The 25,963-nt window shown below is 26.6% G+C and carries 23 protein-coding genes and 1 other annotated feature; of the genes, 15 read left to right on the top strand and 8 right to left on the bottom strand.

Annotated features, from left to right (window positions below):
- Positions 1-54 precede the first annotated feature (54 nt).
- Entirely contained in the window at positions 55-729 is a 675-nt protein-coding gene (locus CNEONATNEC86_RS17420; protein ID WP_125147477.1) for a DUF624 domain-containing protein, read from the bottom strand.
- Between the two features lie 205 nt (positions 730-934).
- Here CNEONATNEC86_RS17420 and CNEONATNEC86_RS17415 point away from each other — a divergent pair, with 205 nt between their 5' ends.
- Complete coding sequence (locus CNEONATNEC86_RS17415; RefSeq protein ID WP_159136484.1) at positions 935-1,771, top strand: ComEC/Rec2 family competence protein; 837 nt, start codon at positions 935-937, stop codon at positions 1,769-1,771.
- Between the two features lie 69 nt (positions 1,772-1,840).
- Positions 1,841-2,455: a hypothetical protein gene (locus CNEONATNEC86_RS17410; protein ID WP_058296427.1), complete on the top strand. Its 615-nt coding sequence runs from the start codon at positions 1,841-1,843 to the stop codon at positions 2,453-2,455.
- Between the two features lie 60 nt (positions 2,456-2,515).
- On the opposite strand, the gene CNEONATNEC86_RS17405 is transcribed toward CNEONATNEC86_RS17410, so the two are convergent.
- The 3 genes from CNEONATNEC86_RS17405 to ahpC all read right to left on the bottom strand — a co-directional run bounded on the left by CNEONATNEC86_RS17405 (position 2,516) and on the right by ahpC (position 6,529).
- Complete coding sequence (locus CNEONATNEC86_RS17405; RefSeq protein ID WP_159136483.1) at positions 2,516-3,838, bottom strand: IS3 family transposase; 1,323 nt, start codon at positions 3,836-3,838, stop codon at positions 2,516-2,518.
- Between the two features lie 119 nt (positions 3,839-3,957).
- The gene (locus CNEONATNEC86_RS17400; RefSeq protein ID WP_125147475.1) at positions 3,958-5,634 is read right to left on the bottom strand and encodes an FAD-dependent oxidoreductase; all 1,677 of its coding nucleotides are present in this window, start codon (positions 5,632-5,634) and stop codon (positions 3,958-3,960) included.
- A 331-nt stretch (positions 5,635-5,965) separates the two neighbouring features.
- Positions 5,966-6,529 (bottom strand): alkyl hydroperoxide reductase subunit C, encoded by a 564-nt coding sequence (gene ahpC, locus CNEONATNEC86_RS17395; RefSeq protein ID WP_058296425.1) that lies wholly within the window; start codon positions 6,527-6,529, stop codon positions 5,966-5,968.
- 322 nt (positions 6,530-6,851) lie between these two features.
- On the opposite strand from ahpC, the gene CNEONATNEC86_RS17390 reads away from it, so the two are divergent.
- The 5 genes from CNEONATNEC86_RS17390 to CNEONATNEC86_RS17370 all read left to right on the top strand — a co-directional run bounded on the left by CNEONATNEC86_RS17390 (position 6,852) and on the right by CNEONATNEC86_RS17370 (position 12,184).
- Positions 6,852-7,787 (top strand): M14 family metallopeptidase, encoded by a 936-nt coding sequence (locus tag CNEONATNEC86_RS17390; RefSeq protein WP_125147474.1) that lies wholly within the window; start codon positions 6,852-6,854, stop codon positions 7,785-7,787.
- Entirely contained in the window at positions 7,787-8,722 is a 936-nt protein-coding gene (locus CNEONATNEC86_RS17385) for a M14 family metallopeptidase (RefSeq protein ID WP_058296423.1), read from the top strand. Before CNEONATNEC86_RS17390 ends, CNEONATNEC86_RS17385 begins: the two co-directional genes overlap by 1 nt.
- Before the next feature lie 207 nt (positions 8,723-8,929).
- Positions 8,930-10,309 (top strand): cation:dicarboxylate symporter family transporter, encoded by a 1,380-nt coding sequence (locus CNEONATNEC86_RS17380; protein WP_125147472.1) that lies wholly within the window; start codon positions 8,930-8,932, stop codon positions 10,307-10,309.
- A gap of 225 nt (positions 10,310-10,534) precedes the next feature.
- The gene (locus CNEONATNEC86_RS17375) at positions 10,535-11,068 is read left to right on the top strand and encodes a GNAT family N-acetyltransferase (protein ID WP_230131900.1); all 534 of its coding nucleotides are present in this window, start codon (positions 10,535-10,537) and stop codon (positions 11,066-11,068) included.
- A gap of 156 nt (positions 11,069-11,224) precedes the next feature.
- Complete coding sequence (locus CNEONATNEC86_RS17370) at positions 11,225-12,184, top strand: hypothetical protein (RefSeq protein WP_125147470.1); 960 nt, start codon at positions 11,225-11,227, stop codon at positions 12,182-12,184.
- A gap of 86 nt (positions 12,185-12,270) precedes the next feature.
- Here CNEONATNEC86_RS17370 and CNEONATNEC86_RS17365 read toward each other — a convergent pair whose 3' ends face one another.
- The 3 genes from CNEONATNEC86_RS17365 to CNEONATNEC86_RS17355 all read right to left on the bottom strand — a co-directional run bounded on the left by CNEONATNEC86_RS17365 (position 12,271) and on the right by CNEONATNEC86_RS17355 (position 14,338).
- Positions 12,271-13,236, bottom strand: coding sequence for a P1 family peptidase (locus CNEONATNEC86_RS17365; protein ID WP_125147469.1), 966 nt, complete (start codon positions 13,234-13,236; stop codon positions 12,271-12,273).
- A gap of 102 nt (positions 13,237-13,338) precedes the next feature.
- A complete protein-coding gene (locus CNEONATNEC86_RS17360; protein ID WP_125147468.1) occupies positions 13,339-13,929 on the bottom strand; it encodes an ECF transporter S component in 591 nt (196 codons plus the stop codon).
- Positions 13,930-14,128: 199 nt separating this feature from the next.
- A complete protein-coding gene (locus CNEONATNEC86_RS17355; protein ID WP_058296417.1) occupies positions 14,129-14,338 on the bottom strand; it encodes a PspC domain-containing protein in 210 nt (69 codons plus the stop codon).
- Positions 14,339-15,154: 816 nt separating this feature from the next.
- On the opposite strand from CNEONATNEC86_RS17355, the gene CNEONATNEC86_RS17350 reads away from it, so the two are divergent.
- The 4 genes from CNEONATNEC86_RS17350 (at position 15,155) to CNEONATNEC86_RS17335 (ending at position 17,969) form a co-directional block, all read left to right on the top strand.
- Positions 15,155-16,027 carry a tRNA 2-thiocytidine biosynthesis TtcA family protein gene (locus tag CNEONATNEC86_RS17350; RefSeq protein WP_058296416.1) on the top strand — a complete coding sequence of 291 codons (873 nt, stop codon included), beginning with the start codon at positions 15,155-15,157 and terminating at the stop codon, positions 16,025-16,027.
- Between the two features lie 118 nt (positions 16,028-16,145).
- On the top strand, positions 16,146-16,334 hold the full coding sequence (locus CNEONATNEC86_RS17345) for a DUF4250 domain-containing protein (RefSeq protein ID WP_125147467.1): 189 nt from the start codon (positions 16,146-16,148) through the stop codon (positions 16,332-16,334).
- A gap of 180 nt (positions 16,335-16,514) precedes the next feature.
- Positions 16,515-16,747 (top strand) — a binding site (T-box leader).
- Between the two features lie 134 nt (positions 16,748-16,881).
- On the top strand, positions 16,882-17,406 hold the full coding sequence (locus CNEONATNEC86_RS17340; RefSeq protein ID WP_125147466.1) for a tryptophan transporter: 525 nt from the start codon (positions 16,882-16,884) through the stop codon (positions 17,404-17,406).
- 44 nt (positions 17,407-17,450) lie between these two features.
- Positions 17,451-17,969: a tryptophan transporter gene (locus CNEONATNEC86_RS17335; RefSeq protein WP_125147465.1), complete on the top strand. Its 519-nt coding sequence runs from the start codon at positions 17,451-17,453 to the stop codon at positions 17,967-17,969.
- A gap of 60 nt (positions 17,970-18,029) precedes the next feature.
- On the opposite strand, the gene CNEONATNEC86_RS17330 is transcribed toward CNEONATNEC86_RS17335, so the two are convergent.
- A complete protein-coding gene (locus CNEONATNEC86_RS17330; RefSeq protein WP_159136481.1) occupies positions 18,030-18,749 on the bottom strand; it encodes a polysaccharide deacetylase family protein in 720 nt (239 codons plus the stop codon).
- Positions 18,750-18,891: 142 nt separating this feature from the next.
- Between CNEONATNEC86_RS17330 and CNEONATNEC86_RS17325 the strand changes: the two genes are divergently transcribed.
- The 4 genes from CNEONATNEC86_RS17325 to dut all read left to right on the top strand — a co-directional run bounded on the left by CNEONATNEC86_RS17325 (position 18,892) and on the right by dut (position 25,908).
- Complete coding sequence (locus CNEONATNEC86_RS17325; protein ID WP_159136480.1) at positions 18,892-19,356, top strand: hypothetical protein; 465 nt, start codon at positions 18,892-18,894, stop codon at positions 19,354-19,356.
- A gap of 236 nt (positions 19,357-19,592) precedes the next feature.
- Complete coding sequence (locus CNEONATNEC86_RS17320) at positions 19,593-24,167, top strand: GGDEF domain-containing protein (RefSeq protein WP_159136479.1); 4,575 nt, start codon at positions 19,593-19,595, stop codon at positions 24,165-24,167.
- A 68-nt stretch (positions 24,168-24,235) separates the two neighbouring features.
- Positions 24,236-24,748 (top strand): prealbumin-like fold domain-containing protein, encoded by a 513-nt coding sequence (locus CNEONATNEC86_RS17315; RefSeq protein ID WP_200847577.1) that lies wholly within the window; start codon positions 24,236-24,238, stop codon positions 24,746-24,748.
- Positions 24,749-25,467: 719 nt separating this feature from the next.
- Positions 25,468-25,908: a dUTP diphosphatase gene (gene dut, locus CNEONATNEC86_RS17310; RefSeq protein WP_159136478.1), complete on the top strand. Its 441-nt coding sequence runs from the start codon at positions 25,468-25,470 to the stop codon at positions 25,906-25,908.
- Positions 25,909-25,963: the final 55 nt, after the last annotated feature.

The following is a 25,963-nucleotide window of genomic DNA, read 5'->3' as shown; positions in this document are numbered from 1 at the left end:
CAAATTTCTATAGTATAATTATAGTGGTATTTATATGCAAAAATCAAATCAATATTATTTTAGATATTTACTTTCTATAAATAAGAAACATGAAGCCATGTTTTTCATCAATATATAAGATGAAATACTAAAAACAAACAATCCAATTATGTTGCTTATATATAAGAAAATATAAGCTGATAATGCAATAATTACTAAGTTGAGTAGTGTTTTAATTGGAGTTTTTAGTGCTAAGTAAAATGATAATTTAATATTATCAAGTAGTTTTATTTCATACTTAGATAAAATAGGTATTGAATATGAACATAGTATTATAAGAAATAATAACATAAAAATCATAGGTATAATTAGAAAAATAAATTTTCTATTCATTAAACATAATTTTAAATCAAAAATTAAAATAAATGATAGTAATAAAAAAATGCACCAAAATTTTAAAGAAGCTTTGAAATTTTCAACATATCCTTTAAAAAAATCACGAGTAGTATCAACGTATTTATCTCTTATTAACTTGTTCATAAAAGAACATAGAGCACATAGTGAAGGCCCAGTTGGTATTAGAGCTAAGAAAAATATAGCTATATTTTCAAATTTTATATCAAATAAATATAAAGAGAGCATTAATAGTATATTACATAATGCAAAATAAATGTTAGAAATGAAAAACCAATGAATATAACTTAAAGTTTTGTTTATTGGCTTATCTTGAAAATCTGCGTATTTAGACATAATAGTATCACACCTTTAATTAACAAATAGTATATAATTATATTTTAACATTATATTTTAGAAATGTCTAAAATAATTTAAATAATATTTATATAAAATATTATTTAAATTTTACCTGTTGATGCATATGATTTATGTGTATAATATTATAATTATATATTTAGATTTGATTTATTTAAAATTAAAAATAGATTGGTGGCAAGATATGACTAAAAGATTATTATTACTTATATTGAATATTGTTATTGTTTGTATGTTTATTGGATGTTATAGTAGCAAGCAATATAATAATTACAATCAAGCAAATGATGAACTTATAATAAAATTTTTTGATGCAGGAAAAGCAGACTGTATTCTTATAGGTATACAAGATAAATATATAATGATTGATACAGGATTAGATAAAAATAAAAATGAAATAAGTACATATTTAAAATCACAAGGTATTGATTCATTAGAATATTTAATTTTAACACATATGGACAAAGATCATATTGGAGGTGCTGATGAAATAATAAATAAGTTTAAAATAAATAATCTAATACAGCCTGATTATAAAAAAGAAAGTAATCAGTATGAAGAATATGAAGAAGCAATTGAAAAAAGCAATATACAGCCAACTTTATTACATGAAGAAATTAGTGTAAAAATTGATAACGTAGAAATTAAGATATGTCCGCCTAAAAAAGATGAATATAAAAAATCAAATGATTATTCTATTATAGTGGAAATTAATTATAAAGATAAAAGTTTTCTGTTTATGGGAGATGCTGAAGAAGAAAGGATAAAAGAGTTCTTAAAATACAATAAAAAATACTTTTCAGTAATTAAAATGCCGCATCATGGAAGAGTTAATAATATGACTGAAAATTTAATAGAAAATACCAAGCCTCAATATTCGATAATAACATCCTCAAAAGAAGAAACTGCTGATGATAAAACTATACTTATCTTAGAGAAATATAATGTGAAAAATTATTTTACTGAAAATGGGGATATAACTATAAAATCTGATGGTAAAGACATTTCAATATCCCAATAAACAGAGGCTAATTATTATTATAGAATCATACTGTATTGACATTATATTATGGCAGCATAAGGAGGAAAAATGAAAAAATTTTTTAATAATAAAATTCTTCAAATAGCAGATATTTTAGAAATAATTATTGGAATATTACTAGCTATTAGTATTAGTATTTTACTTATTTTTTTAGTTAGTGATTTAAAGTTAATTGCTATGCATAAAAATGATATAGAATCATTTAATATTTTCTTAGCATCAGCATTTAATCTTGTAATAGGGATAGAATTTATAAAAATGCTATGCAAGCATACACCTGCTACAGTAATAGAAGTATTATTATTTGCTATTGCAAGACAACTTATAGTCGAGCATACATCAACATTAGAAAATTTAGTTGGAATAATATCTATTGCAATTTTATTTGCTGTAAGAAAATATTTATTTTACAATTTTGACGAAGTGGCTAAGACTATATATAGAGGAAATGAGAGAGTTAAGAGGATTAATATATTAGAACATATAGATATTCCTTATAATGATAATCATACATTAGAAGAAGTAATTTTGGATGAAGTGGAAAATAGAAAATTAAATTTAGGTACAGGATTATGTATTTATTATTCTGGTTTTGCACTTAGAATAGCTAAGATGAAAAATCATGAAATTACAAGAGTAGAAATAATAAAATCTATTAAATAAATAAAAAAGTCAGCTGAAAATAAAGTGGACCCTTTGTCAAGGACAATAAAAAAAAGATGCTTATGCCGCTGAAAGCTGATTTCTGTATTCTACAGGAGTCAGCTTTTTTAAATTCCATTGACAACGATGATTATTGTAGTAATCAATATAATCATTAATAGAATTCTCGATGTCTTCTAATGTAGTACAACTCTTATAATCAACTTCATCTTTCAGATGGCCGAAGAAAGATTCTTGAGGGGCATTATCCCAACAATTACCGCGTCTAGACATAGATTCTCCAAGATTATTTTCTTTTAATAATTTTTGATATTTAGGACTAGTATAATGAACTCCTTGATCCGAATGAATAAATGCATCATTAGATGGTTTAAAATCTTTATTAGACATTAAATTACGTATGGTGGTCATAACTATATCTAATTCCAAACTATTTGATACATTATAAGATAATATTTCATTAGTTGAAGCGTCTTTTATGGTTGACAAATAAGCCATCTTGTTAGCACCATATGGTAAATATGTAATATCAGTAAGAAGTACTTTTCCAGCTACCCCTTGTTTAAAGTTTCTGTTAAGAAGATTCGGAACAACTCTATGCTCTTTTGTTGCTTTAGCCATTCTTCTATATGGATTAGCTTTTCTTATTGGGCAAAGTATATTATATTTTCTCATAATCCTTTGAATACGCTTTCTATTATATGTAATACCAAAGCTATTTTCTAAAGTCATTTTAATTGAACGTGATCCTTTCTTGTATCCCTTAAAATTAAATGCTTTTAGTATATTATTTCTAAGGACTATATCATTGTTATCACGTTCGATTTTTAATGATTTACTTTTTAAATATCTATAATAACCCGAACGTGAAACTTCAGCTATAGCACATAAATGTCTAATACTAAAGTTATTTATAGAACCTTTAGCCAAGTTTTCTATTAAGCAAAATGCTTCTGCTGCAATTAATTTACCTTTTCTCACCTGCCTTTCTTGCAGCTCTAATTTTTTTAACAACTCAACCTCAGCTTTTAAATATTCAATCTCAGCATTTTGTTTTGCTATAATATCGTCTTTAGTTAGTTCACGCTCACGCGGACGACCGCTATTATTACGACGAGTATCATCTAAGCCAAGAACTCCATTTTCTTTATAAGCTTTTTTCCATCTGCTTGATGAACAATCGATACGTTTTAAACCAATTACCTCAGCATCAAATCCAGCTTCTTGAAAAATTACTCTTGGAGATTTTCCGTTATTGTATTCTGCTATAAAATGAATTTTAAATTCATTAGTATATGTAATAGCTTTATCACTAATTTTTTTAACATACTTATTTTTAGATAAATTCTTGATTTCTTCATTTGAAAATGTCTTCTTACTCATTAATTAAATCACCTCATAAATTTATTGTACAAAAAAAGACTCTATATAGATAGACACTCTTTTATTAGTGTCTACTATATAGGGTCCATTTTAAAATGCAACTGACTTTTTTAATAATTCTATTTTATTAGACTGACAATTTCATCAATCTTTTTAGCTCCAAAGAATAACTGTTCATCATTTAGTATTATAGCTGGAACGCTCATAATTTTATATTTAGATTTTAATTCAGGGAATTCTGATAAATCTAACATTTCTGCTTCAATATTTTTATTTTCTATTGCTAATCTTTGAGATGCCATAACAACATCAGGACAAAGATGACAAGATAATGAAACAGCAACTTTGATATTTATCTTTTTATCTATAGATTTTATTTCATTTAAAATAGTGTTATCTAATGCTTGACCTGGTCCAGCTAAATTATATATAGCAATGATAAATGAATTTAGTTCGTGACCACCAGGTACACCATGGAATTTAATACCACTATATTCTTTATTACTATCTAATAAAGCAACAACAGGATACTTATCAGCATGTATCTTTTCTTCTAGGTCTTTATTTGAACCCCTGATAGCTATTTCTGCATTTAATTTATCACCTAAATTACTTATATCAAGTACCAGATCTCTCAATTCTATAGATTTTGGATTAGATTCATCTACAATAGAAACTAATGTGACTTCTTTTTCCATTTTATCAAAAATTCCTTTTAATTGGGCTCTTAAGCTATCATTTAATAACTTACTTTGACCACCTATTGGAGCAGAATTTAAGTTATCATTTGAAGCTTTTGAAGGTACATTGTTATTTTCAGTAGTTTCTTCTTCAGCTTCATCTTCTATTCCTAACCTTTCTTTTAGTTCAGTAACATACTTTTCAGCACATGTAGCAGCTATAGCACCATCTGAAACAGCAGTAACTACCTGTCTTAATACCTTAGGTCTTAAATCTCCAGCAGCATATACACCAGGAATATTTGTTTCCATGTTTTCATTTGTTAATATATAACCAAATTTATCACATTCAACTACATTTCTAAATAATGAAGTTTGAGGTTCATATCCAACAAATATGAATATACCAAATGTTCCATCTTCTTTAGAAGCATTATATTCAAAAGTTTCATTTGTTACATTATTTATGAATTTAGCTCTTTCTAGAAGATTTTCGCCAGTTGCTTCTAAAATCTCAGTATTAAATTTAACAGTTATTTTATCATGAGCTAATACCTTATCTGCAATAGACTTTGCACATGTAAATTCAGGTTCTCTAGCTATAACTGTTACATGCTTTGCAAATCTAGTTAGGAAGATAGCTTCTTCAGCAGCAGCAAATCCAGCACCAACAACAAATACATCTAGATCTTTAAAAAATTCTCCATCACATGTTGCACAATATGCTACACCTCTACCAGTAAATTCTTTTTCACCTGTAAATCCAAGCTTTCTTGGGCTTGCTCCAGTAGCAATTATAACGCTTCTTCCTTGGAAATCACCATTATTAGTATTTATTACTTTTACATCACCATCAAAGTCAACAGACATTACCTCAGCTTCTGTAAACTTAGCATTAAAATTCACAGCTTGAGTTCTCATATCATCAACTAGCTTAGGTCCACTGCTATTTATTATCCCAGGGAAATTAACTATTTCAGATGTTGTTTTTATTTGTCCGCCAACAGACTCTCTTTCTATAACTAATGTATTTAATTTTGATCTTCCAGCATATAAAGCAGCAGTTAATCCAGCAGGACCACCACCAATTATTATTAAATCATATATTTTATTCATATAAATAACCTCCATCCAATAATTCAAAATTTAAATGCGAGCCCAATTTTATATTTGCTAACTCAAACTTACTACTACGAAGGAATATAAGTAGTGGGCTGCATTAAAAAGAGATATTATTATGAGAACTGTTTTACAAATTCTAATATATAAGTAATACAGACTCACTTTTATCTACATTACATAATTAACAGCTATTAAATTAATTATTAACTATGTAATATGGGGAGTTTTAGTTATTAAAGAGGCACAGGGAGAATGTGCCTCTTATTAAAAGGGATTATGAATATTTTAAGTGTATAATTTTAGAGTTTTTAAGTATATATAAGAATTAAAGTTTACCAACTAAATCTAGGCTTGGAGTTAAAGTTTCAGCTCCTGGAGTCCATTTAGCAGGACAAACTTGATCACCATGTTCAGCTACGAATTGAGCAGCTTGAACTTTTCTTAATAGCTCATCAACATTTCTTCCAATTCCATTATCATGTATTTCGTAAGCTTTAATTTCTCCTTCTGGATTAACTACAAATGAGCCTCTTAAAGCTAAACCTTCTTCTTCAATCATAACACCGAAGTCTCTAATGATAGCTCCAGTTGGATCACCGATCATTGGATATTTTATCTTTCCAATTGTTTCAGTTGTATCAGCCCATGCTTTGTGAACAAAGTGAGTATCTGCTGATACTGAATAGATTTCACATCCAATTTCTTGGAATTTTGAATAGTTATCAGCTAAATCTCCTAATTCAGTTGGGCAAACAAATGTAAAGTCTGCTGGATAGAAGAAGAATACTGACCATTTTCCTTTTATAGAATCAAGTGTAACTTCCTTGAATTCTCCATTTTGGTATGCTTGTGCTTTAAAATCTGATACTTTCTTATTTATTAATGACATATTATGTCCTCCTTTAATTTTAATTTTATTTTTAATTTCAATATTAATTTTACTTTGAGAATTGTTATTAACAACTCCTTGTAATTAATAATAATTATTATTTAATAAAAAGTCAATAGCAAGATGAAAAAAATTATGTCTTTTAAAAAAATATAGTTTAGAAATTTTCATAAACAATATGAAAATAGAGGGCTAAGGAAGGTTTACCTATATGTAAGTTAAGGTGTATAATAAGATAAATTAAAAAGTAATAAATTTGAAATTTAAATAAAATATAGAGATTAAAATTATTAGCAATAAGCAAACTTTGGAGGAAAACTTTATGATTGAAACAGTAGTATCATCAGAACTTTCAGTGGATGAAAGTTTAATAATAAAGAAGAATAGACTTATTTCTGAGAAAAAAGATGATAATATGAAAAGAATTTGTATTGTTACCGGAATTCATGGAGATGAGTTGGAAGGACAGTATGTATGTTACGAATTAATGAGGATAATAAATGAGAAGATAGAAAATTTGCATGGAGTTGTTGATATATATCCAACATTAAATCCATTGGGAATTGATTCTGTGCATAGAGGAATGCCAACATTTGATTTGGATATGAATAGAATCTTTCCAGGGTCAGAAAATGGGGCTATGGCAGAGTATATGGCTGCAAAAGTTATAGACGATATTAAAGGAGCAGACATGTGTATAGATTTACATGCAAGTAACATATTTTTGAAAGAAGCTCCTCAAGTAAGAATTAGTGAAGAAACTAAAGAAAAACTATTACCATATGCTAAACTTATAAATACAGATTTTATATGGATTTATCCAGAAAAAAAAGTTAACCAATCAACACTTGTATATAATCTTAATAAAATAAATGTTCCAACAATAATGGTTGAAATGGGAGTTGGTATGCGAATTACTAAGGAATACTGTTTTGATTTAGTAAATGGAATATTAAATTTAATGAAAGAACTTGGTATATGGGATGGAGATACTACAGTAGTAAAGAATCCTATAATAGCTAATAATGATCAAGTAACATTTGTAAACTCAAATAGTTCAGGAATATTTATTCCATGTGTTGACCATTGGAAAGGAATAAAAAAGGGAGATGTTATGGGAGAGATCATAGATGTTTTACATGGAGAGGTGTTAGAACGAGTTATTTCTCCATGTAATGGAATGATATTTACATTAAGAGAATATCCAGTAGTATATGAAGGATCTTTAATAGCTAGAATAGTAGGGGAGGGATTTTAATGAAGAAAGAAGTTATCTATACGTTAAAATCTCCTTATAGGGATGATATGAGAATAACTGGATATAGCTTTGGAAAAGGAGAAAAAACAGCATGTATTGTTGGTGCCATTAGGGGAAATGAAATACAACAGCTATATACGTGCTCTCAACTAATAAAGACACTAACAAAACTTGAAAAGAAAAATTCAATAACAAAGAATTGTGAAATTTTAATTATACCTTGTGTTAATCCTCATTCAATTAATATTGGAAAAAGATTTTGGGCAATGGATAATACAGACATCAATAGAATGTTTCCTGGCGAAAAAAATGGAGAAACCACTGAAAGAATTGCAAATGGTGTATTTGAAAAAGTTCAAGGATATACATATGGAATACAATTCACAAGTTTTTATATGCCAGGAGATTTTATCCCACATATAAGAATGATGGAAACAGGACATCACAGTCCTAGTCTTGCTAATTTATTTGGACTTCAATATGTTGTTGTTAGAAAGCCTAGACCATATGACACCATGACATTAAATTATAACTGGCAGTTATGGAATACAAATGCATTTTCACTATATACAAATGCTACAGATCAGATTGATGAAGAATCAGCAAAGCATGCGGTTGTTGCTGTACTGAGATTTTTAACACGAATGGGAGTAATAAAATATAACAGCCATAGTGGATATATAGCAAGTGTACTTCAAGAAGAAGATTTATTTTCTTTAAAAACATCAGCATCAGGAATATATAGAAGATTAAGGAAGCCTGGTGATAGTGTTGAAAGAGGAGATGTTATTGGAGAAATAATTCATCCATATGAAGGGGAAGTAATATCTCAAATAATATCACCAACTGATGGAATAATATTCTTTGCGCATACATCTCCGATGATTATGGAAAATGTTGTGGCCTATAAAATTATTAGAAGATTACATCAGTAAGATTATATTTGTATAAATGTTATAAACAGAATAAAAATATATTTGAAATTTATTTAGATTAGAACATAGAATTAGTTAATAAAAAATTCTATGTTCTTTTTATTTTTGATAGTATATAACACGATATAGTTGACATAGTATAAGTATAACTGATATTATATAATTCATAGTAAAAAGATAGGAATTCGACAAAAGAGGAGAAGAAAAATGAACAATACATTTTTAAAAGATTTTCTTATGATAACTAGTTTTATGCCTATATTATTTATAGCAATCTTAATTGGAATTTTTTTTATTATTAGATCTATGGAAAAGAAAAAAATCAACTTTTCTAAGCGTATGATTTTTGCAACTATAACAGGATTGGTTCTCGGAATAATAATTCAGATAGTGGCTGGATTCCCAGAAGATACTGCAAATATTTCATGGATAACGGAAACTACTAAGTGGTATGGTTTAATAGGATATGGCTTTATGGATTTATTAAAAATGCTTGTTGTACCTTTAGTATTTTTATCAATAATAAGAGTAATAACTAATATGAAAGCTAACCAAAATTTGAGTAAATTGACATCACGATCAATATTAACATTACTTGGTACAACCACTATTTCAGCAATAATTGGTATTATTATAGGAAATTTATTTAAGCTTGGTACAGATGCAGTCGTTATACAAAATGCTGCTGAAATGAAAGAAATAGAACCTATTGTTGATACTCTTAGAGGTTTATTACCATCTAATCCAATAAAGGCTATGGCAGATGCTAATATAGTTGGAGTAGTAATATTTGCAGGATTTATTGGAGTAGCAATTAAGAGATTAACTAAAAAATATTCAGATGTAATAAAGCCTGTTGTTGATTTGATTGAAGGTTCTTATAAGATCATTACAAGTGTAGCAATGACAGTAATAAAGTTTATGCCATATGCAGTAATTGCATTGCTTGCTAATACAATTGCATCAAGAGGATTATCAGCTATATTAAGTGTTGGGAAATTTATAGTAGCTCTATATGTAAGTATAATTGTGGTGTTTATAGTTCATCTTATTTTAATTGCATTAAGTGGTTTAAATCCTATTAGGTATGTGAAGAATGTTTTAGAACCATTAATTTTAGCATTTACTTCACGTTCTAGTTTAGGAACATTGCCAGTTACAATCGAGACACTAAATAAAAATATAGGACTTGAAGAAGGCGTTGCAAGTTTTATAGGAAGTTTAGGTTCTAATATGGGGATGAATGGATGTGCAGCTATATATCCTTCACTGATGGCAATTACTTTAGCAAATATGAGTGGTACACCTATGGACATAAGTTTTTATGGTATGTTACTAGTTATTATAGTGATAAGTTCGCTTGGAATAGCAGGTCTTCCAGGGACAGCTACTATGTCTGTATCAGTTGTTATTTCAGGAATGGGCATGGGAACATATTTCCCATTGGCAGGAGGAATACTTGCTATTGATCCGATTTTAGATATGGGACGTACAATGTTAAATGTTAATGGAACTATGACAACAGCTGTTATAGTAGGAAAAAGTCTTAATGAAATAGATAAAGATGTATTTAATAAAGAAAAATAAATAAAGAATTAATTAGATATCAAACCTCTCTAAGCCTAAATTATTGCATAGAAAGGTTTGATTTTTTTTATGATATTATCATTAGATATACAGGAATTAATGGTATTTATAAAAATATAGTAATATATAAATATAATAATAGAAGAATATAAATAACAATAGTACAATTATGGTGAAAATTACCTTAAGGATGATAAAAATAGGGGGACTATGAAGTTGAAAAAAATGTTTGATAAAATTCAAAAAATAGAAACAAAAAATTTAATATTAAGAGAAATACAAGCAAAGGATGCAAAAGATTTCTTTGAGTATTATACTAGCGAAAAGATATGCAAATATCTTGATTGGAATGGTCCTAAAAGTTTAGAAGAAGCAAAAGAGTATATATATACTTGGAGAAAAGGATATGAAGAAAATTGGATACTTCCTTTTGCAATAGTCAATAAGAGTAATGATAAAATGATTGGAACTATAATTTTTTCAGAGTTTATTGGAAAAAGAGCTGATTTAGGATATGAGATATGCGAAGCATATTGGAGAAAAGGATTAATGTATGAAGCTTTGGATAAATTATTACCTATAGTAATTAGAGAATTTGATTTAGAAAGAATTCAGTCTATAGTATTTAAAGACAATGAAGCATCTAAAAGACTTTTGGATAAGTTAAAGTTTAATGAAGAAGGACTCCTAAAAAAGTACTCATATCATATAGTTAGCGGAGAATGTATTGATTCATATATATATGCATTAGTTCTTTAATATTAAGATAAATATTATAATTTGGATTATGAAGAAAGAGTAATACAAAATTAAGAATAATTTAAGATAATAAAACACATTTATGGAAAAAAATTAGGTATAATTTAGATATACTATTTTATTAAAATAGTATATCTAAATTAAGGGGGAAGAGATATGAAATTAAAAAAGACATTAGCTTTATTTATGACTGCTACTTTAGGAATAGCAACTCTTACAGGGTGTAGTGCAGCAACAACAAATTATACAAGGGAATTGGCTAAGGCTTCACAGTGGACTGCTACTTCAACTGAGACTAATGGGAATGTAGCTATTGATGTACAAGGACAAAAATTAAATATTTTATTTACTGGAACTGGATATACTTCAGGAGATAAATCATTTGCAGAGGTTAAATTTAATGATCCATCAGGTTTATTTAAACTTCCAGATATAAAAGTGTATGTTGATAATGGAGTAAGCTATATAAATAAAAGTTATTTTGAAGGCATATACACTATGTCAGGAGAAAAGGTACCAGAAAAATTAGCTAAAATTAATGCTGAATATATAGGCATTGATTCAGGGATAGATGTAGCAACTCTTCAAAAAATAATATCAGATCCAGAAGCAGTATTGAAATTAGGAAAAGCTGTATTTGGAGATGCAGACATAGATTTACCTTATGCTCAAAATGGAAGAGAATTTACAATGAGTTTAAATTCTAATGAAATGGTGGATTTACTTGTAAAAGCAATAAAAGCTTCAGCTAGTAATATAGAGAATATTAATTCTGAGTTTAAAATAGGATTAACTTCAGAAGAAATAGCTCAATTTAAATCTATAATGAATGATAAAAATATAAATTCAGAAATCCAAGAATTAAAAACAATGATAGCAGGATCTAATATAAGTTTAAAAGAAGTGTTTAGTGATAATACCTATACTCAGGATATTAAGATGGCTATCCAATTAAAAGATTTTGGAAAGATGGATATAACAGTTAAGGGAAAAAGTACTAAATCTGATGCAAAAGAAATCACTATTCCAACTAGTTCTGTTAAGTTAACAGAAGAAGAATATTTAAAATTGATGGAAGATGATAATGTAACTACTACAACAAAAACAGCAGCTTAGAGAGTAATTGAATGAAAAAGGGCTATGTCTAATTTTGACAATTGGACATAGCCCTTTAATTTAATATGTACTTTTAATTTGTAAAATTATTCTGTTTCAGAGTAACTTGGAATATTAAACATACCTTTTGCAGATTTTACTCCTCTTAATATGGCTTTCTCCATAACTTGAGCTGCAATCATTCCAACTGTTGTAACATCTGATTTAACTTTATTTGTGCACATTGTAAAAATTGTATCTCCATCAAACATTGTATGAGCAGGTCTCATAGTGCGTGCATATCCATTATGAGCCATAGAAGCAACTTTAGTAGCTTGTGCTTTATCAAAGTCAGCATTTGTAACTATAATTCCAATTGTTGTATTTCCTTTAAATGGGTTCTTAGGATTTTCGATGCTATTAATTATTAATTTTTCTGTATTTAAAAAGTTATTTTTTTCACGATCATATGCACCTGCAATAATATTTGAGTTAGATGGATCAATTACATCACCTAAACAGTTAACAGCAACAATTGCACCAACTTTAAGGTCACCAACTTGCACTGCATAAGTTCCAAGACCGCCTTTCATAGCGTAATCAAGCCCAAGGAATTTACCTACTGTGGCACCAAATCCAGCACCGATATTTCCATTAATATCATCATTATATGTTTCAGAGTTTTGGCAGGCTTCAATTCCCATTGCTTTATTAGGTCTTATTTTATAGTCACCAAAAGGCAAATCAAATAATACTGCCTGGCAAACTATAGGCACTTTAGTAACTGTAACATCAAATCCAACATTTTTATTTTCTAAATATTCCATTACCCCGCTAGCAGCATCTAGTCCAAATGCACTTCCCCCTGATAACATAACAGCATTAATTTTATCAACCATCTCAGATGGATTAAGCAGATCAGTTTCACGAGTACCAGGTGAACCACCACGAACATCTACACCGCCTGTTGCACCTTTTTCACATATAACAACAGAACAGCCAGTTCCTCCTTTTTCATTATGACAGTGGCCAAGTTTTATATCTTCTATATCGCAAAATCGAATTTCTTTCATAAATTATCCTCCAAAAGACATAAATAAATTTAAATAAATTAAATGCACAAACAACAAATATGTTATTGTGCATTTAGGTTTATATAAATATATTATTGTTATTTATTTTCTGATTTTAAATAATGTTAATACTACTGCAATAGAAATAACAGCACTAACAATTGCTTCAATTGAACCATTAAGTCCAATCACAGTTAAGATACCTGTAGTGGCTACTTCTTTACTTATACCAAGAGCATCAGCATATCTTTCTAAATATATAAGATAAGTCAATCCCATTACGCCTATTGTATTTGTAAGGGTTCCTAATACTGCAGAAATACCCACATTTATGCTTTCATTTTTGATTTTTTTCTTTAATAAACTATAAACATAATATGATACAATTCCAATTAATACTCTAGGAACTATAGCTATTATTGGATTCCAAAAAATAAATGATGTTGGTAGTGGAGCGGTGAATGCTTGGTACATTGAAAACAAACCAAAGACTAGTCCGACTAAAGCACCAACAACAGGGCCTTCAATAATTGATCCTATAATCACTGGAATGTGCATAATAGTTGCTTTAACAGGTGGAATTGGTATAAATCCAAGGCCCGTAAGACCTAAAAAAATTGATATAGCAGATAACATTCCAACCATAGTTATCTGTCTGACAGAAAAGTTAGTTTTAAAATCATTTCTTTCCATGGTATAATACCTCCGTTCTTATTCCTTTAATATTATGGATATAATTCGGAAAAAACAGTGTTTAATTTCCGTTCAGTTTTCAATATTGAAATACCGACAAATAATATTTTACCATGTGATAAGAAATATTCAATATTTATTGTTAAAAAAATATCGAACTATTGTAAAAAATTATATGATTTAATAAAAATTTTAATTATTAATAATTATCATAAATGTCCTTTTTGTCGGGCATTATAAAGGCAAAAATAATATAAATTATTATGCAAGGCTGAAATAATATTGTTAATAATGCAAAAAGAATTCTTACAAGTGTAACATCTGCATTGATGTAGTCTGAAATTCCAGCTAAAACACCACAAATTTTTTTTCTAGAAGAGTCCTTATATAACTTTTTATCTGAATTCATAAAAATACCTTCCTTAAGTTTAAATATCTATATAAAAATAATTATAAATACAAATATAAAAAATGATAGTACTTTAACATTATATTTATATAAAAATAAGAAAATAATAAGATATACACATATAAAAAGAGCAGCTATGCTGCAATTAGGATCTTAAATAAAAAGAGCAGCTATGCTGCAATTAGGATCTTAAATAAAAAGAGCAGCTATGCTGCAATTAGGATCTTAAATAAAAAGAGCAGCTATGCTGCAATTAGGATCTTAAATAAAGGAAACATCTTCATCAGTAGATGAAGATGGGCTATACTGCTAGGCTCGTACCTCGCAAAGAATTATATGCCTTGGACAAACGATTTTGGAACAATCATTAATGTAAAAATTCTACACCTTCATTTTCGAATGCAAGACACCGCCAACATAAGAGCTTTATTTCTTTGTTTCAGCTAAACTCGTAGGACTACATTATTATTGTTGTAAATAAATACATTTTTAAATTACGGAATAGTTATTTATACATGTTAAAGATTTAAAAAGTTAATATTTTATCATTTTTTAAAAGATATAATTTTATAAATATATGAATATAAAATCTTAAGCATTTCCCTACAATCGGGCCTATCATATATTGAATTTCGGTTATTATCCACTAAACTTTGATTTTACGTCCCTTATTTATATTGAATACTTTTTTTATTAGGAATATATTAAAATAGTTGACAGTTAAGTATTGATGATTGAAAATTAAGATGATAATATAGAATATAAATTTTAAATATTAAAATATTAAATATTTAAATATTAATGAGGTGAAATAAATTGAGTACAATTGCAGGTAAAGGTTGTGAAAGAATAATACCAGATAGTGATAAAAAGCCATTAAAAGATATAGAAAGAAGTATAGTAAAGACATATAGAAAACATATTTGGTCAAAATTTATTAAAGCAATTAAAGATTATCAATTAATTGAAGAGGGGGATAAAATTGCCGTTGGAATATCTGGTGGAAAAGATAGTATACTTATGGCAAAATTATTTCAAGAACTTCAAAGACATAGTCAAATAAAGTTTGAAGTAGTCTTTCTAGCTATGGACCCTGGATATCATCCAGATATAAAAAAATTATTAATAGAAAATTGTGAGTATTTAAACATCCCAATACATATGTATGATTCAGGAATCTTTGATGTAGTAGATAAAATGGCAAAAGATTACCCATGCTATTTATGTGCGAGAATGAGAAGAGGTTCTTTATATGCAAAAGCACAAGAATTTGGGTGTAATAAGCTAGCATTGGGACATCATTATAATGATGTTATAGAAACTACAATGTTAAATATACTATATGCAGGCAATTTTAAGACAATGCTTCCAAAATTAAAATCAAAAAACTTTGAGAATCTAGAGTTAATTAGGCCTATGTATTATATAGAGGAAAAATATATAAAAAGATTTATAAATAATAGTGGAATATGGCCATTAAATTGTGCATGTATGGTTGCAGCAGAAAGAGTAGGAAATAAAAGGTATGAAATAAAAGATTTAATTGAAAAATTAAAAGAAAATTTTGATGGTGTTGAAAAATCTATTTTCAAAGCAGCTGAGAATGTTAGTATGGATGGAATATTAGGCTGGCAAAAAGGAAACCAAAAGTTTTCGTTTTTAGATATTTATGATGAAGAGGAAAAATAGTAGATATTTATATGTAAAATTATGTTATAATAAAGTTAGATTAAAACTGATAAATCAGTGCATTTATACGATATTATAATCATTATAAATTTAGTTAGATGAAAAGGAAATGGTAATTATGCTAAATAAATCACTAGATACTATGGATCCCAATATACTATTAAGCTTAGTTAATACTAAACTAAGAGATAGTTACAGTTCTCTTGAACTTCTTTGCGATGATATGGATATTGAAAAACATAAAATTATTGAAAAACTAAAAACTATAGGATATGATTATGATGAAAGTCAAAATCAATTTAAATAAAATCAAAATATATTATGAGAGAAGGTATGAGTAGGCATGAAATTAAAAAAGACTGGAAAGATAATTGCTTTGCTTGCAGCAACAACAGCACTAGTTGCATCTCTAGTAAATGATAAAAAAAATAATGATGGAAAAAATTAATATATATTGACAAAATTTAATTAAAGTGTATAATATATATTAAATTCAGTGAGAAGGAAGAGTAATCAGGTGCAATGTTAAAGAGAGCTGATGGTGGTGAGATATCAGTACGGTAGCTAATGATGAATGGACCTTTTAGAAGCAAGATGAAATCATTTGAAAGTAGTTAAGCCGTAAGTCGCACGTTATAGCGAATAGAGTATGTTAGTACTTGATGTTGAGTGGCATTTTATGCAATTTAGGTGGCAACGCGGATAATCTCCGTCCTATGTATTTAGGACGGAGTTTTTTTATACATAATTTTAAAGTTTATATTTATGATATTAAGGTTGTGATATGTATGTTATGAAAGGAAAAGAAAAGTGGAATTTAATATAAAAAGATTAAAAAATAAGGGGGAATTTATATGAATACAAAGAAAATGGTAACAAATGCAATATTAATAGCAATAGGAGCTTTATTGAGAGTTATTACACCAATGCTTGGAGTACCAATGCAACCAGATTTTTCATTAATAATGTTATTTATAATAATGATATATAATTTTGATTTTAAAACCGTTTTGACTTGTGGTATTGTAGTAGGAATTTTTGCAGCACTTACAAGCAAAACACCAGGAGGACAAATTCCTAATGTTTTAGATAAGACTTGTACATCAATAATAATGTATTTAATGTTATCACCATTAAGAAATAGAATAAGCAAAGGCAAACAATTAGCATTACTATTACCTGTAGGAACAGTTTTAAGTGGAACATTATTTTTAATATTTATAAAAGTAATAGCAGGTCTACCAGGTGGGCAATCTTTTATGACTTTATTTTTAGCAGTTGTAGTTCCAGCTATAGTGTTAAATACTATAATTGGCATGGTATTTTATTTGGTAGTAAAAAGAGCAACCTCAGTAACAGGTGCTTATTCAGTAGAGTAAATTATTTTTAAATATGTAATCGATGAGGAAGGTAGATTTGAAATATGAACACTAAAAGAATGACAACAAATGCAATATTAATAGCAATAGGAGTAATATTACATCAAATAACACCATTAATAGGGGTGCCAATGCAACCAGATTTTGCATTAGCGATGTTATTTATAATAATGATATTTAATGAAGATTATAAGACAACTCTAATAGCTGGTATTGTTATAGGAATATTCACAGCTCTTACAACAAAAACACCAGGAGGTCAAATACCCAATATATTAGACAAGTTAATTACTTGCAATGTTATGTATTTAATATTAGTGCCTTTAAGGAATAGAATATGTAAAACAAAACAAATAACATTGCTATTATCTTTAGGAACATTAGTTAGTGGAACCACTTTTTTGGTGGCTCTTGCAACATTTGCAGGATTGCCAGGAGGAGCATCTTTTAAAGTTCTATTTATGACAATAGTAGTTCCAACAATAGTTTTAAATTTAATAATTGGTTTGGTAATTTATAAGATATCAGAAAAAACTCTTCAAATAACAGGAACATTTTCATAGTAGATAAAATTTATATAAAAATAGTCGTTATATTAGTAAATATAGCGACTATTTTTATAATTATTTTTTTATATAATGAAACTCTTCAGGTGTATTTTCGTCAATGCCTTTAAATTCATATCCCTGATCTTTATAGTACTTTATTATGCTGGGAAGAGCTTTAACAGTATTTTTACTCATGTAGGCACAATGCATAAGTAAAATTATATTATCTTTATCACTTTTAGAGTTTCTTATTAATCTTGAAGGATCAGAATTAGGTTTTGCTCCATCACCACTATCAACATTCCAATCATATATTTTTAAATTATTCTCATGTAATAGATTTACCATGGATTCTGTTAGCTTATAACTGTTATTATTACAACCAAATGGAAATCTTAATATGTTAGTTTTTATACCAACTACAGAATTTATTAGTTCTTGAGTTTCAAGCATTTCCTTTAAAAAATGATCATTGGAACAATATAGATATCCTTTTTTGTGTGTCATACTATGAAGACCTAAAGAATGTCCTTCCTCATGCATGCGTTTTATAATATTTTCTTGTCCTTTAATTTGTTCTCCAATTAAAAAGAATGTAGCATTTACATCTTCTTCTCTTAATATATCTAATATATCAGTAGTTACTTTTCTAGCAGGTCCATCATCGAATGTTAAATATATCACTTTTGATTTAGATGTATTACTGGATGTTTCTTCTGCAAATGCAAAGATATTTATTATATTTGATAATATGAGAGTTAAAATAATAATTTTACTGAAAAATCTAAGTTTCATTGTATCACCTCTTAGAATATTATTTACAATACTTAATAAAAATATTATTAAGAGTAGCTCTATTTTAGAGAAATACTTTTTTTATGGTATAATTTACTTATATATTTATATTATGGAATTGAGTGGTAAAAGGGTGGCGTTAATGAAAAGGATTAATGGTAGTTATATTATCCAAAAAGAAGTTGACAATGAAGAATTTTTTACTGGATATTTGGTAAAGGATGAAAAAAGTAAGAAAAAATCTATATTATATATTTTAAAGAGTGGATTTATTTACGAAAAATCTAGAGAATACTTATTAAGTAAATTTAATACTATTAAGAATTTAAATTTCGACAATATGTTTAAATTAATCAATATTAAAATAATAAATAATATTGATGGTATAAATTTAGATAAACCTCAATATGGTTTTTTACTTGAAGATTATGATTATAAAAAAAATACTAAGAATTTTATAGAAGGATGCAATTTAAAAGAGAAACTAGATATATTTATGGAAGTTTGCGCTTCAATCAATACCTTAAATATTAAAGGGTATGTTTATGATAAAATAAATATAAATGATATTAAAATAATCGTTGATAAAAAAATAGTATTAAAATAAAGCTAAAATATTTTACAAAATGAATTGAAAAAAATGAATCTATATAGTTCACCAATGAATTTAAAGCTATTTCCATATAGTTTATATAATAGGGATGAATTTTCAAATGAATTAAATAATATGAATGAGATTATTAATTTATTTAATGAAATTTTTCTGAAGAAGATCTTAATTCTGATTTAACTGAAATAAAAGAAATTAAAAAAATTTTTGGATATATAAAGACATTAAATAAAATGTGTACAATAACTGATTTTATTAAATATGTTAATAATAGATTGAAAGCGGAATATACAGTATTTATTGAGAGTGGCATAAATAAACCAAAATTTAATTTAGATATTATTGGACGAGAAGAAGAATTGAATATAATAGAAAAAAAGTTTAATAATATTTTAGAAAATAAAGATAAATATAATATAATATGCTTTAAGGGCGAAAATGGGACAGGAAAAACAAAAATTTTAAATGAAATAGAATATATAATATCCAATAAATATTTAAAACAGATATTATATATAAAGAATCTAGAAGATATAAATCTATCTGTTGAAGAGCTTGAAGCATGTTTTATAAATTTCTTTGATGGTATTTTAGAAAAAATCACGCGAGAAAAATATGAATATTATATAAAAAGATTTATGGAGATTCTGATAAAAAATAAATCTGAAATTGATGATAATGAAAAATTAAAGATTGCTAATAGAATAGTTAAATGTATTAGTGAATATTCAGCCAAAAATCCAATAGTAATATTGATAGATAATTTAGAAGAAAAACATGAAATTATTAAGCTGCTTTTAAAGTATATATTGCTCCTAGATAGAAATACAGAGAATATAATGGTTGTGTTTACAGTTAATAATAGTTATTGTGATGAAGAAGTTTCATTGTTATTAAAGCAGCTTGAAAAATTAGAGAAATATGAAGAGTATACAATAAATTACTTTAACCAATATAATACAACTAAAATGATTAAAAATATTCTTAATTATAGTAAAGAAATAGATAAATTATCTATGGAGATATTCGCCAAAACATTGGGTAATCCGCAATATATAATTAGCCTTATTGAAGAACTTTACAATAATAATTATATATGCTTTGATTTTAAGTCTGGAGTATGGAAAATAGATAAGGAATTCAAGAGTATAGCTATACCTGAAAAGATAGATAGTAAGGTGAATTTTATGATAGCTTCACTAAGAGAAAGTGAAATACATATATTAAAAAAACTATCAATCTTTCTAACACCATTGCCAGAAAGAATAATATTGAAGCATGTAATAACAGGGGAAGAAGGAATAGAAGCATATAATAAACTTAAAGAAAAAAACTTTTTAGCAGATAAAATAGGTGATAAGGGTCTATTAGTTGGTTTTACCAATGAGCTACTAAAAAACATATTATATTCCAAAATAGATAAAAAAACAAAATATGTAATGCATAAAAATGCAACTGAGTTTTTAGAAGAAGAAATATATAATGACGATTCATATGTTGAAGAATTCTTATATAATTTAGAAAAAATAGAGGAGTTTAATAAATTGTATTTTTATACAATTAGATGTGCTCAAGTTGAAAAGATATATGGAAATCCATCTAAATCAATACAGTATTATAAGAAAACATTGAAATATTCTGATGATAAAAATAAGTGTAATATAGCAATAAATATTGCTAAATTATATGAATGTATATCAGATCATGAAAATGGTTTAAAGTATTTTAAATTAGCTAATGAATATTCTTTTAAAAGAAGTAAAAAGGATATGCAAATATATACTAATATTGAGATAATAATAATAAAAATGAATAATTTTAACGAATGCAATCAAGATATTATATTATTATTGCAAAATATTAGAAAACAGTTAGATGAAATAAATTATCCTAAAGGAGAAGTGTATTATTATTATGCCCTTATGCTTAAAGCAAGGATAGAAGAAGAATATGAAATGATATTGGAGTATGGCTCAAAAGTTTTAGGAATATTAGATGAATTTAGGATAAAAGATGATGTTCATGGATGGATTTTAAATACTATTGCATTAGAATATAGAAGGATTGGGATATATAAACAAGCAAAAAAACTAATTTTGAATTCTACTAGACTATTTGAAAATAATAAAAATATGAATGGATATATATTTTCTAAAAATATATACACAGAATTATTAAAAGAGGAAGGCAGACCAATTGAAAAAATAATTGACAATCTAATAGAAATAAGCAGATTAAGTAATAGGAATAAACTCTATAAGCGAGAGATATTCAGTTTAATAAATATAGCAATATGTTATTTAAATATAGATAATTATGTTGAAGCGGAGAGATATATAACAAAAACATTAGAAAGACAAAGAGATGAATCAGTAGAATTTTATAGTGATATTATCTATAGTACTTTTTGTCTATTACAAATAAAATTAGGAAATATTAGGCTGGCAGTTAAATACCACACTTTATATCAAATGTTTTTAAATAATACCAAAAATCCAGAAGAAAACATGATCGATAATAGCATTTCATCATATTATTATAATTTAATATTTTATAACTATGATGAAGCGTATGAAATACTTAGAAAAATATATAATAAAATTTCAAATAAAAATGATTATAAAAGTAGATATATAGTATGCAACTATTATCAGATGTTACTGCTTAAATGTGAGAATGAATTAGATGTCAAAAATATATATAATATTTTAAAAAATAAATTAGAATATATAAATAATATAAATAAACAAATTGAAATAAAATTAAAAGCCATAAGATTTATATTAAAACTTGACTATAGAACTCTTGCAAATAAACTATTTAATGAAATTAAGGATTATCCTAATAATTATAATATGGAAGCATACTATATATATCTAGAATTATATTTTAAAGATAATAATTCACATTATAATTATCTAATTAACAAAGGGCTTAGAGTATGCAGCTTGTCCGTTGAAAAAGAAATAAAAAGAGATTTGTATGCAATTATAGGTGAAAAATACAGTGAAATGGAGTGTTATCAATTAGCATTTTATTATTACTATGAATCAATTAGTTTACATGTAGAAACATTGAAAGAACTGCCTGTAAAGGAACAATTAATTTATATAAATAAGAGTAATTTTTTTTATGTATATAGATTATTAGTTGAATGCCTCAATGATAAGTTAAAAATAAGGATAAATTTTAAAGATTTTCACAACATAAATAATGAAAATGAATTAAATGATATTTTAAATGAAATTAAGATAACTAGATTATTGAACAATCAGTCCATATATAATCTTACACAGGGATTATATGAAAGACTATATTATAATAATTTAAATAATGCATATGATTTATTTTTCACATTTAACGAAGATATTATAAAAAATTTAGGAAGTATAGTAAAATACATTTCTAAAATAACTCTTTCAAATAAAGCTCTGTTGTTAATAGAAAATGAAAATGGAGAGAATGAGGTTGTATATAGTTATAGGATAAATAATGTTAATACAGTAAAATCATATTTTAATAATAAGATTGAATCTCAAGATAATGTTTTAATTTTATCTGAAAATGATATATATTTCAATAACCTAGAAATTGAATCTATGAAAATTAAAGGGTGCATGTATATAAGAATAAGGAATGAAGAAACATATTTAAATGGAAGTAATAAAATTAATGGAAAATTAATTTTGTTATCGGATAATGCAATTAATAATATTAATGACTCCTCAAAAATATTAGTTGAGAAATTAGTGCCATTCATAAAGTTTATGTTGGAAAAATATAATTTAACAATAAGTTCAACACTAGATAAGTTAACTGGAGCATATAATAGAAGATATTTTGAACAAGCATTGACTAGATTGTTGGATAATGAAAAAGCAACAAATAATATTTTTGGAATAATAATGTTTGACATAGATGATTTCAAAGGAGTTAATGATAAATATGGACATCAAACTGGTGATGAAGTTCTTGTTAAAGTGGTAAAAGAAGTAAAGAAGAGCATATATAAAAATAATATAATTGGTAGATATGGTGGAGAGGAATTTTTAATATTAATTCCTAATGCAGATGAAGAAAAAATGATTAATTTAGCTGAGACAATAAGAGAGAATATAGAGAAGGCTAAAATTTTAGGTGAAAAAAGACCAATTACTGTTAGCATAGGTTCAGCTATTGGAGGAAATGAAGTACTAAGTAGTAGGGATATTATCAGTAGAGTTGATAGAGCACTATATAAATCTAAAAATGCTGGGAAAAACAAAGTTACTTTTTGGAGAAAAGAATTTGACGAGAATATTGAAGATGTGGATATTAATGGTGGGATGATTAGCGAAATGTTAAGAAGCCATAATTTAGACCTTGTAATAAGTGATATAGTTAATTTAATGAAATATAACATAACTAAAAAAGAAAGAATTCATCAATTTTCTCTTAAAATTATAAATACTATAAAGTGTGAAACTATTGGAGTATTTTTAATAGAAGATTATAAAATAAATAGTACTTTTGTTACTAGATTAAATGGTGAATTTTCATCTGACTTGGAGAATTTTAATTTAAATTTTGTGGATAAGGTAATAGGTGATGGTAAGAGTATATATAATATTGACTGGAATAACGGAAAAAAATATGAAGGGAATAGTATACCAGAATGGAAGTCTGTCTGTTTAACACCTGTAATAAGTAATGGGAAAATTATAGTAGTCTTATATTTATACGATTCCATTAATAATAAAGAATTTGATAATAATGATTGTATTTTATTAAATAGCATAGCTCAATTGAGCATACCTGTATTTTTGTAAAATCATAATCACATAAAAGTTTTCTTTTCATATTATATTATTAGAGAAAATTTGGAAAGGAAGCCACTATGGGTGAGAATAAATTAAATAGAAATATGAATGTTAATTTATCTGCTGGAAATGATAAAGTGAAATATTATGAATGTAATGAAAATAATTGCATTTTTGAGATTGTAAATGAAGATACTGGTGAGGATAAAGCTGATTATATAATTGACTCAGATAAAAGTAGAATACTTAATACTTCAGAAGATAATAAGAGCCTAAATGGGCAGATTGCAGTTATATCAGTATTAGACTATGGAAAGCATGAATTGCTTCAAGGAACAAAAATAAATTTATATAGAATCAATGGACTATCACCTGTTTTAATTGAATCAAAAGTTACAGATAATGATGGAAAAGTTGTTTTTACAAATATTGATAAGGGATGTTATAGAGTAATTGAAATAATAGATAAAAGATTTTTTGAAAAACCTAAATATATTAATTGGAATGAAATAATAATAGATGAAAATAATTCTAAACAAAAGGTAGTTGTAGTTAATAAATTAAAAAATAGAACTAAACAATATAAATAAGGCGCGTAGAATCATGGTTTAGTGGATAACAACCGAAATTCAATATATGATATGCTCGTATTGTAGGAAAATTTGAGTTAAAAATTCTACAGACAGAGGCTGTGCCCAAAAATGTTTGCTCCAACAACAAGTATTTGACAAACAATTTTGGAACAGCCTCTGTCTAAGAATTTAATAACTCAAATTTTCAATACAATACTACGTATATTCATATATTGAATTTCTTTGTTTTTCTCTAAAATCATATATATCCACTTTATTTTAATTATGATTAATGTTTTTTTATATTATATGCCTTAAAGTATATCTTCTAATCAATGGAGGTAACTTATTAAGTTACCTATAAAAATCACCTTAACCAGAATAGAATAAGCAAATTCATAAGAATATATATTCTGATATTTATAAATCTATATCTTTTTAAAAATGATAAAATATTAACCTTTTAAATCTTTAACATATATAAACAACTATTCTTTAATTTAAAAATGTATTTACGTATAGCAACAATAATACCACTACTATGAATTTAGATGAATCAAAGAAATAAAGCTCTTATGTTGGCGGTGTCATTTTTGTAGCAAGCGAGTCACACATAAGAGCTTTATTTCGGTTATTCCAATCTAAACTTTCTACGTACCTTATTTACATATGGTAATATTACTTATGGTTATGTATAATCATATTATCATTATTATTCAAGCAAAGGAGAAAGAAGTTTGGAACAATATAAATTAAAGATAAAAAGAATTTCAGATAAAGCAGTATTACCTAATTATGCTCATGAAGGAGATGCAGGATTAGATTTATATGCAGTAAAAGAATTGATTTTAAAACCGGGGGAAAGAGGATTAGTACATACAGGAATACAAATTGAACTTCCTAAAAATACAGAAGCTCAAATAAGGCCAAGAAGTGGTTTGGCATTAAAGCATGGAATAACAACTTTAAATTCTCCAGGAACAATCGATGAAGGATATAGAGGCGAAATTGGAGTTATTTTAATTAACCATAGTGGTGAAACTTTTAAGATTGAAGAAGGCATGAAAATAGCACAGATGGTAGTTAAACCAGTAGTGAAGGTCGAGATAACAGAAGTAGAAGAATTATCTGATGATACTGAAAGAAAGGAAAATGGATTCGGATCATCAGGAATCTAAAAATAATTATCAATTAACAATTATCAAATTTCAATGAAGGAAGATTTTGCAAAGC

The organism is Clostridium neonatale, assembly GCF_900465025.1.
GTDB lineage: Bacteria > Bacillota > Clostridia > Clostridiales > Clostridiaceae > Clostridium > Clostridium neonatale.
Note: the sequence above shows the minus strand (reverse complement) of the source record. Positions and strands in the feature narration are given on the sequence as shown.

Excerpts from the sequence above, each read along its gene's own strand:
- CNEONATNEC86_RS17420 (WP_125147477.1), bottom strand. The coding sequence starts at position 729 with ATGTCTAAATACGCAGATTTTCAAGATAAGCCAATAAACAAAACTTTA.
- CNEONATNEC86_RS17415 (WP_159136484.1), top strand. The coding sequence starts at position 935 with ATGACTAAAAGATTATTATTACTTATATTGAATATTGTTATTGTTTGT.
- CNEONATNEC86_RS17410 (WP_058296427.1), top strand. The coding sequence starts at position 1,841 with ATGAAAAAATTTTTTAATAATAAAATTCTTCAAATAGCAGATATTTTA.
- CNEONATNEC86_RS17405 (WP_159136483.1), bottom strand. The coding sequence starts at position 3,838 with ATGAGTAAGAAGACATTTTCAAATGAAGAAATCAAGAATTTATCTAAA.
- CNEONATNEC86_RS17400 (WP_125147475.1), bottom strand. The coding sequence starts at position 5,634 with ATGAATAAAATATATGATTTAATAATAATTGGTGGTGGTCCTGCTGGA.
- ahpC (WP_058296425.1), bottom strand. The coding sequence starts at position 6,529 with ATGTCATTAATAAATAAGAAAGTATCAGATTTTAAAGCACAAGCATAC.
- CNEONATNEC86_RS17390 (WP_125147474.1), top strand. The coding sequence starts at position 6,852 with ATGATTGAAACAGTAGTATCATCAGAACTTTCAGTGGATGAAAGTTTA.
- CNEONATNEC86_RS17385 (WP_058296423.1), top strand. The coding sequence starts at position 7,787 with ATGAAGAAAGAAGTTATCTATACGTTAAAATCTCCTTATAGGGATGAT.
- CNEONATNEC86_RS17380 (WP_125147472.1), top strand. The coding sequence starts at position 8,930 with ATGAACAATACATTTTTAAAAGATTTTCTTATGATAACTAGTTTTATG.
- CNEONATNEC86_RS17375 (WP_230131900.1), top strand. The coding sequence starts at position 10,535 with ATGTTTGATAAAATTCAAAAAATAGAAACAAAAAATTTAATATTAAGA.
- CNEONATNEC86_RS17370 (WP_125147470.1), top strand. The coding sequence starts at position 11,225 with ATGAAATTAAAAAAGACATTAGCTTTATTTATGACTGCTACTTTAGGA.
- CNEONATNEC86_RS17365 (WP_125147469.1), bottom strand. The coding sequence starts at position 13,236 with ATGAAAGAAATTCGATTTTGCGATATAGAAGATATAAAACTTGGCCAC.
- CNEONATNEC86_RS17360 (WP_125147468.1), bottom strand. The coding sequence starts at position 13,929 with ATGGAAAGAAATGATTTTAAAACTAACTTTTCTGTCAGACAGATAACT.
- CNEONATNEC86_RS17355 (WP_058296417.1), bottom strand. The coding sequence starts at position 14,338 with ATGAATTCAGATAAAAAGTTATATAAGGACTCTTCTAGAAAAAAAATT.
- CNEONATNEC86_RS17345 (WP_125147467.1), top strand. The coding sequence starts at position 16,146 with ATGCTAAATAAATCACTAGATACTATGGATCCCAATATACTATTAAGC.
- CNEONATNEC86_RS17340 (WP_125147466.1), top strand. The coding sequence starts at position 16,882 with ATGAATACAAAGAAAATGGTAACAAATGCAATATTAATAGCAATAGGA.
- CNEONATNEC86_RS17335 (WP_125147465.1), top strand. The coding sequence starts at position 17,451 with ATGAACACTAAAAGAATGACAACAAATGCAATATTAATAGCAATAGGA.
- CNEONATNEC86_RS17330 (WP_159136481.1), bottom strand. The coding sequence starts at position 18,749 with ATGAAACTTAGATTTTTCAGTAAAATTATTATTTTAACTCTCATATTA.
- CNEONATNEC86_RS17325 (WP_159136480.1), top strand. The coding sequence starts at position 18,892 with ATGAAAAGGATTAATGGTAGTTATATTATCCAAAAAGAAGTTGACAAT.
- CNEONATNEC86_RS17320 (WP_159136479.1), top strand. The coding sequence starts at position 19,593 with ATGTGTACAATAACTGATTTTATTAAATATGTTAATAATAGATTGAAA.
- CNEONATNEC86_RS17315 (WP_200847577.1), top strand. The coding sequence starts at position 24,236 with ATGGGTGAGAATAAATTAAATAGAAATATGAATGTTAATTTATCTGCT.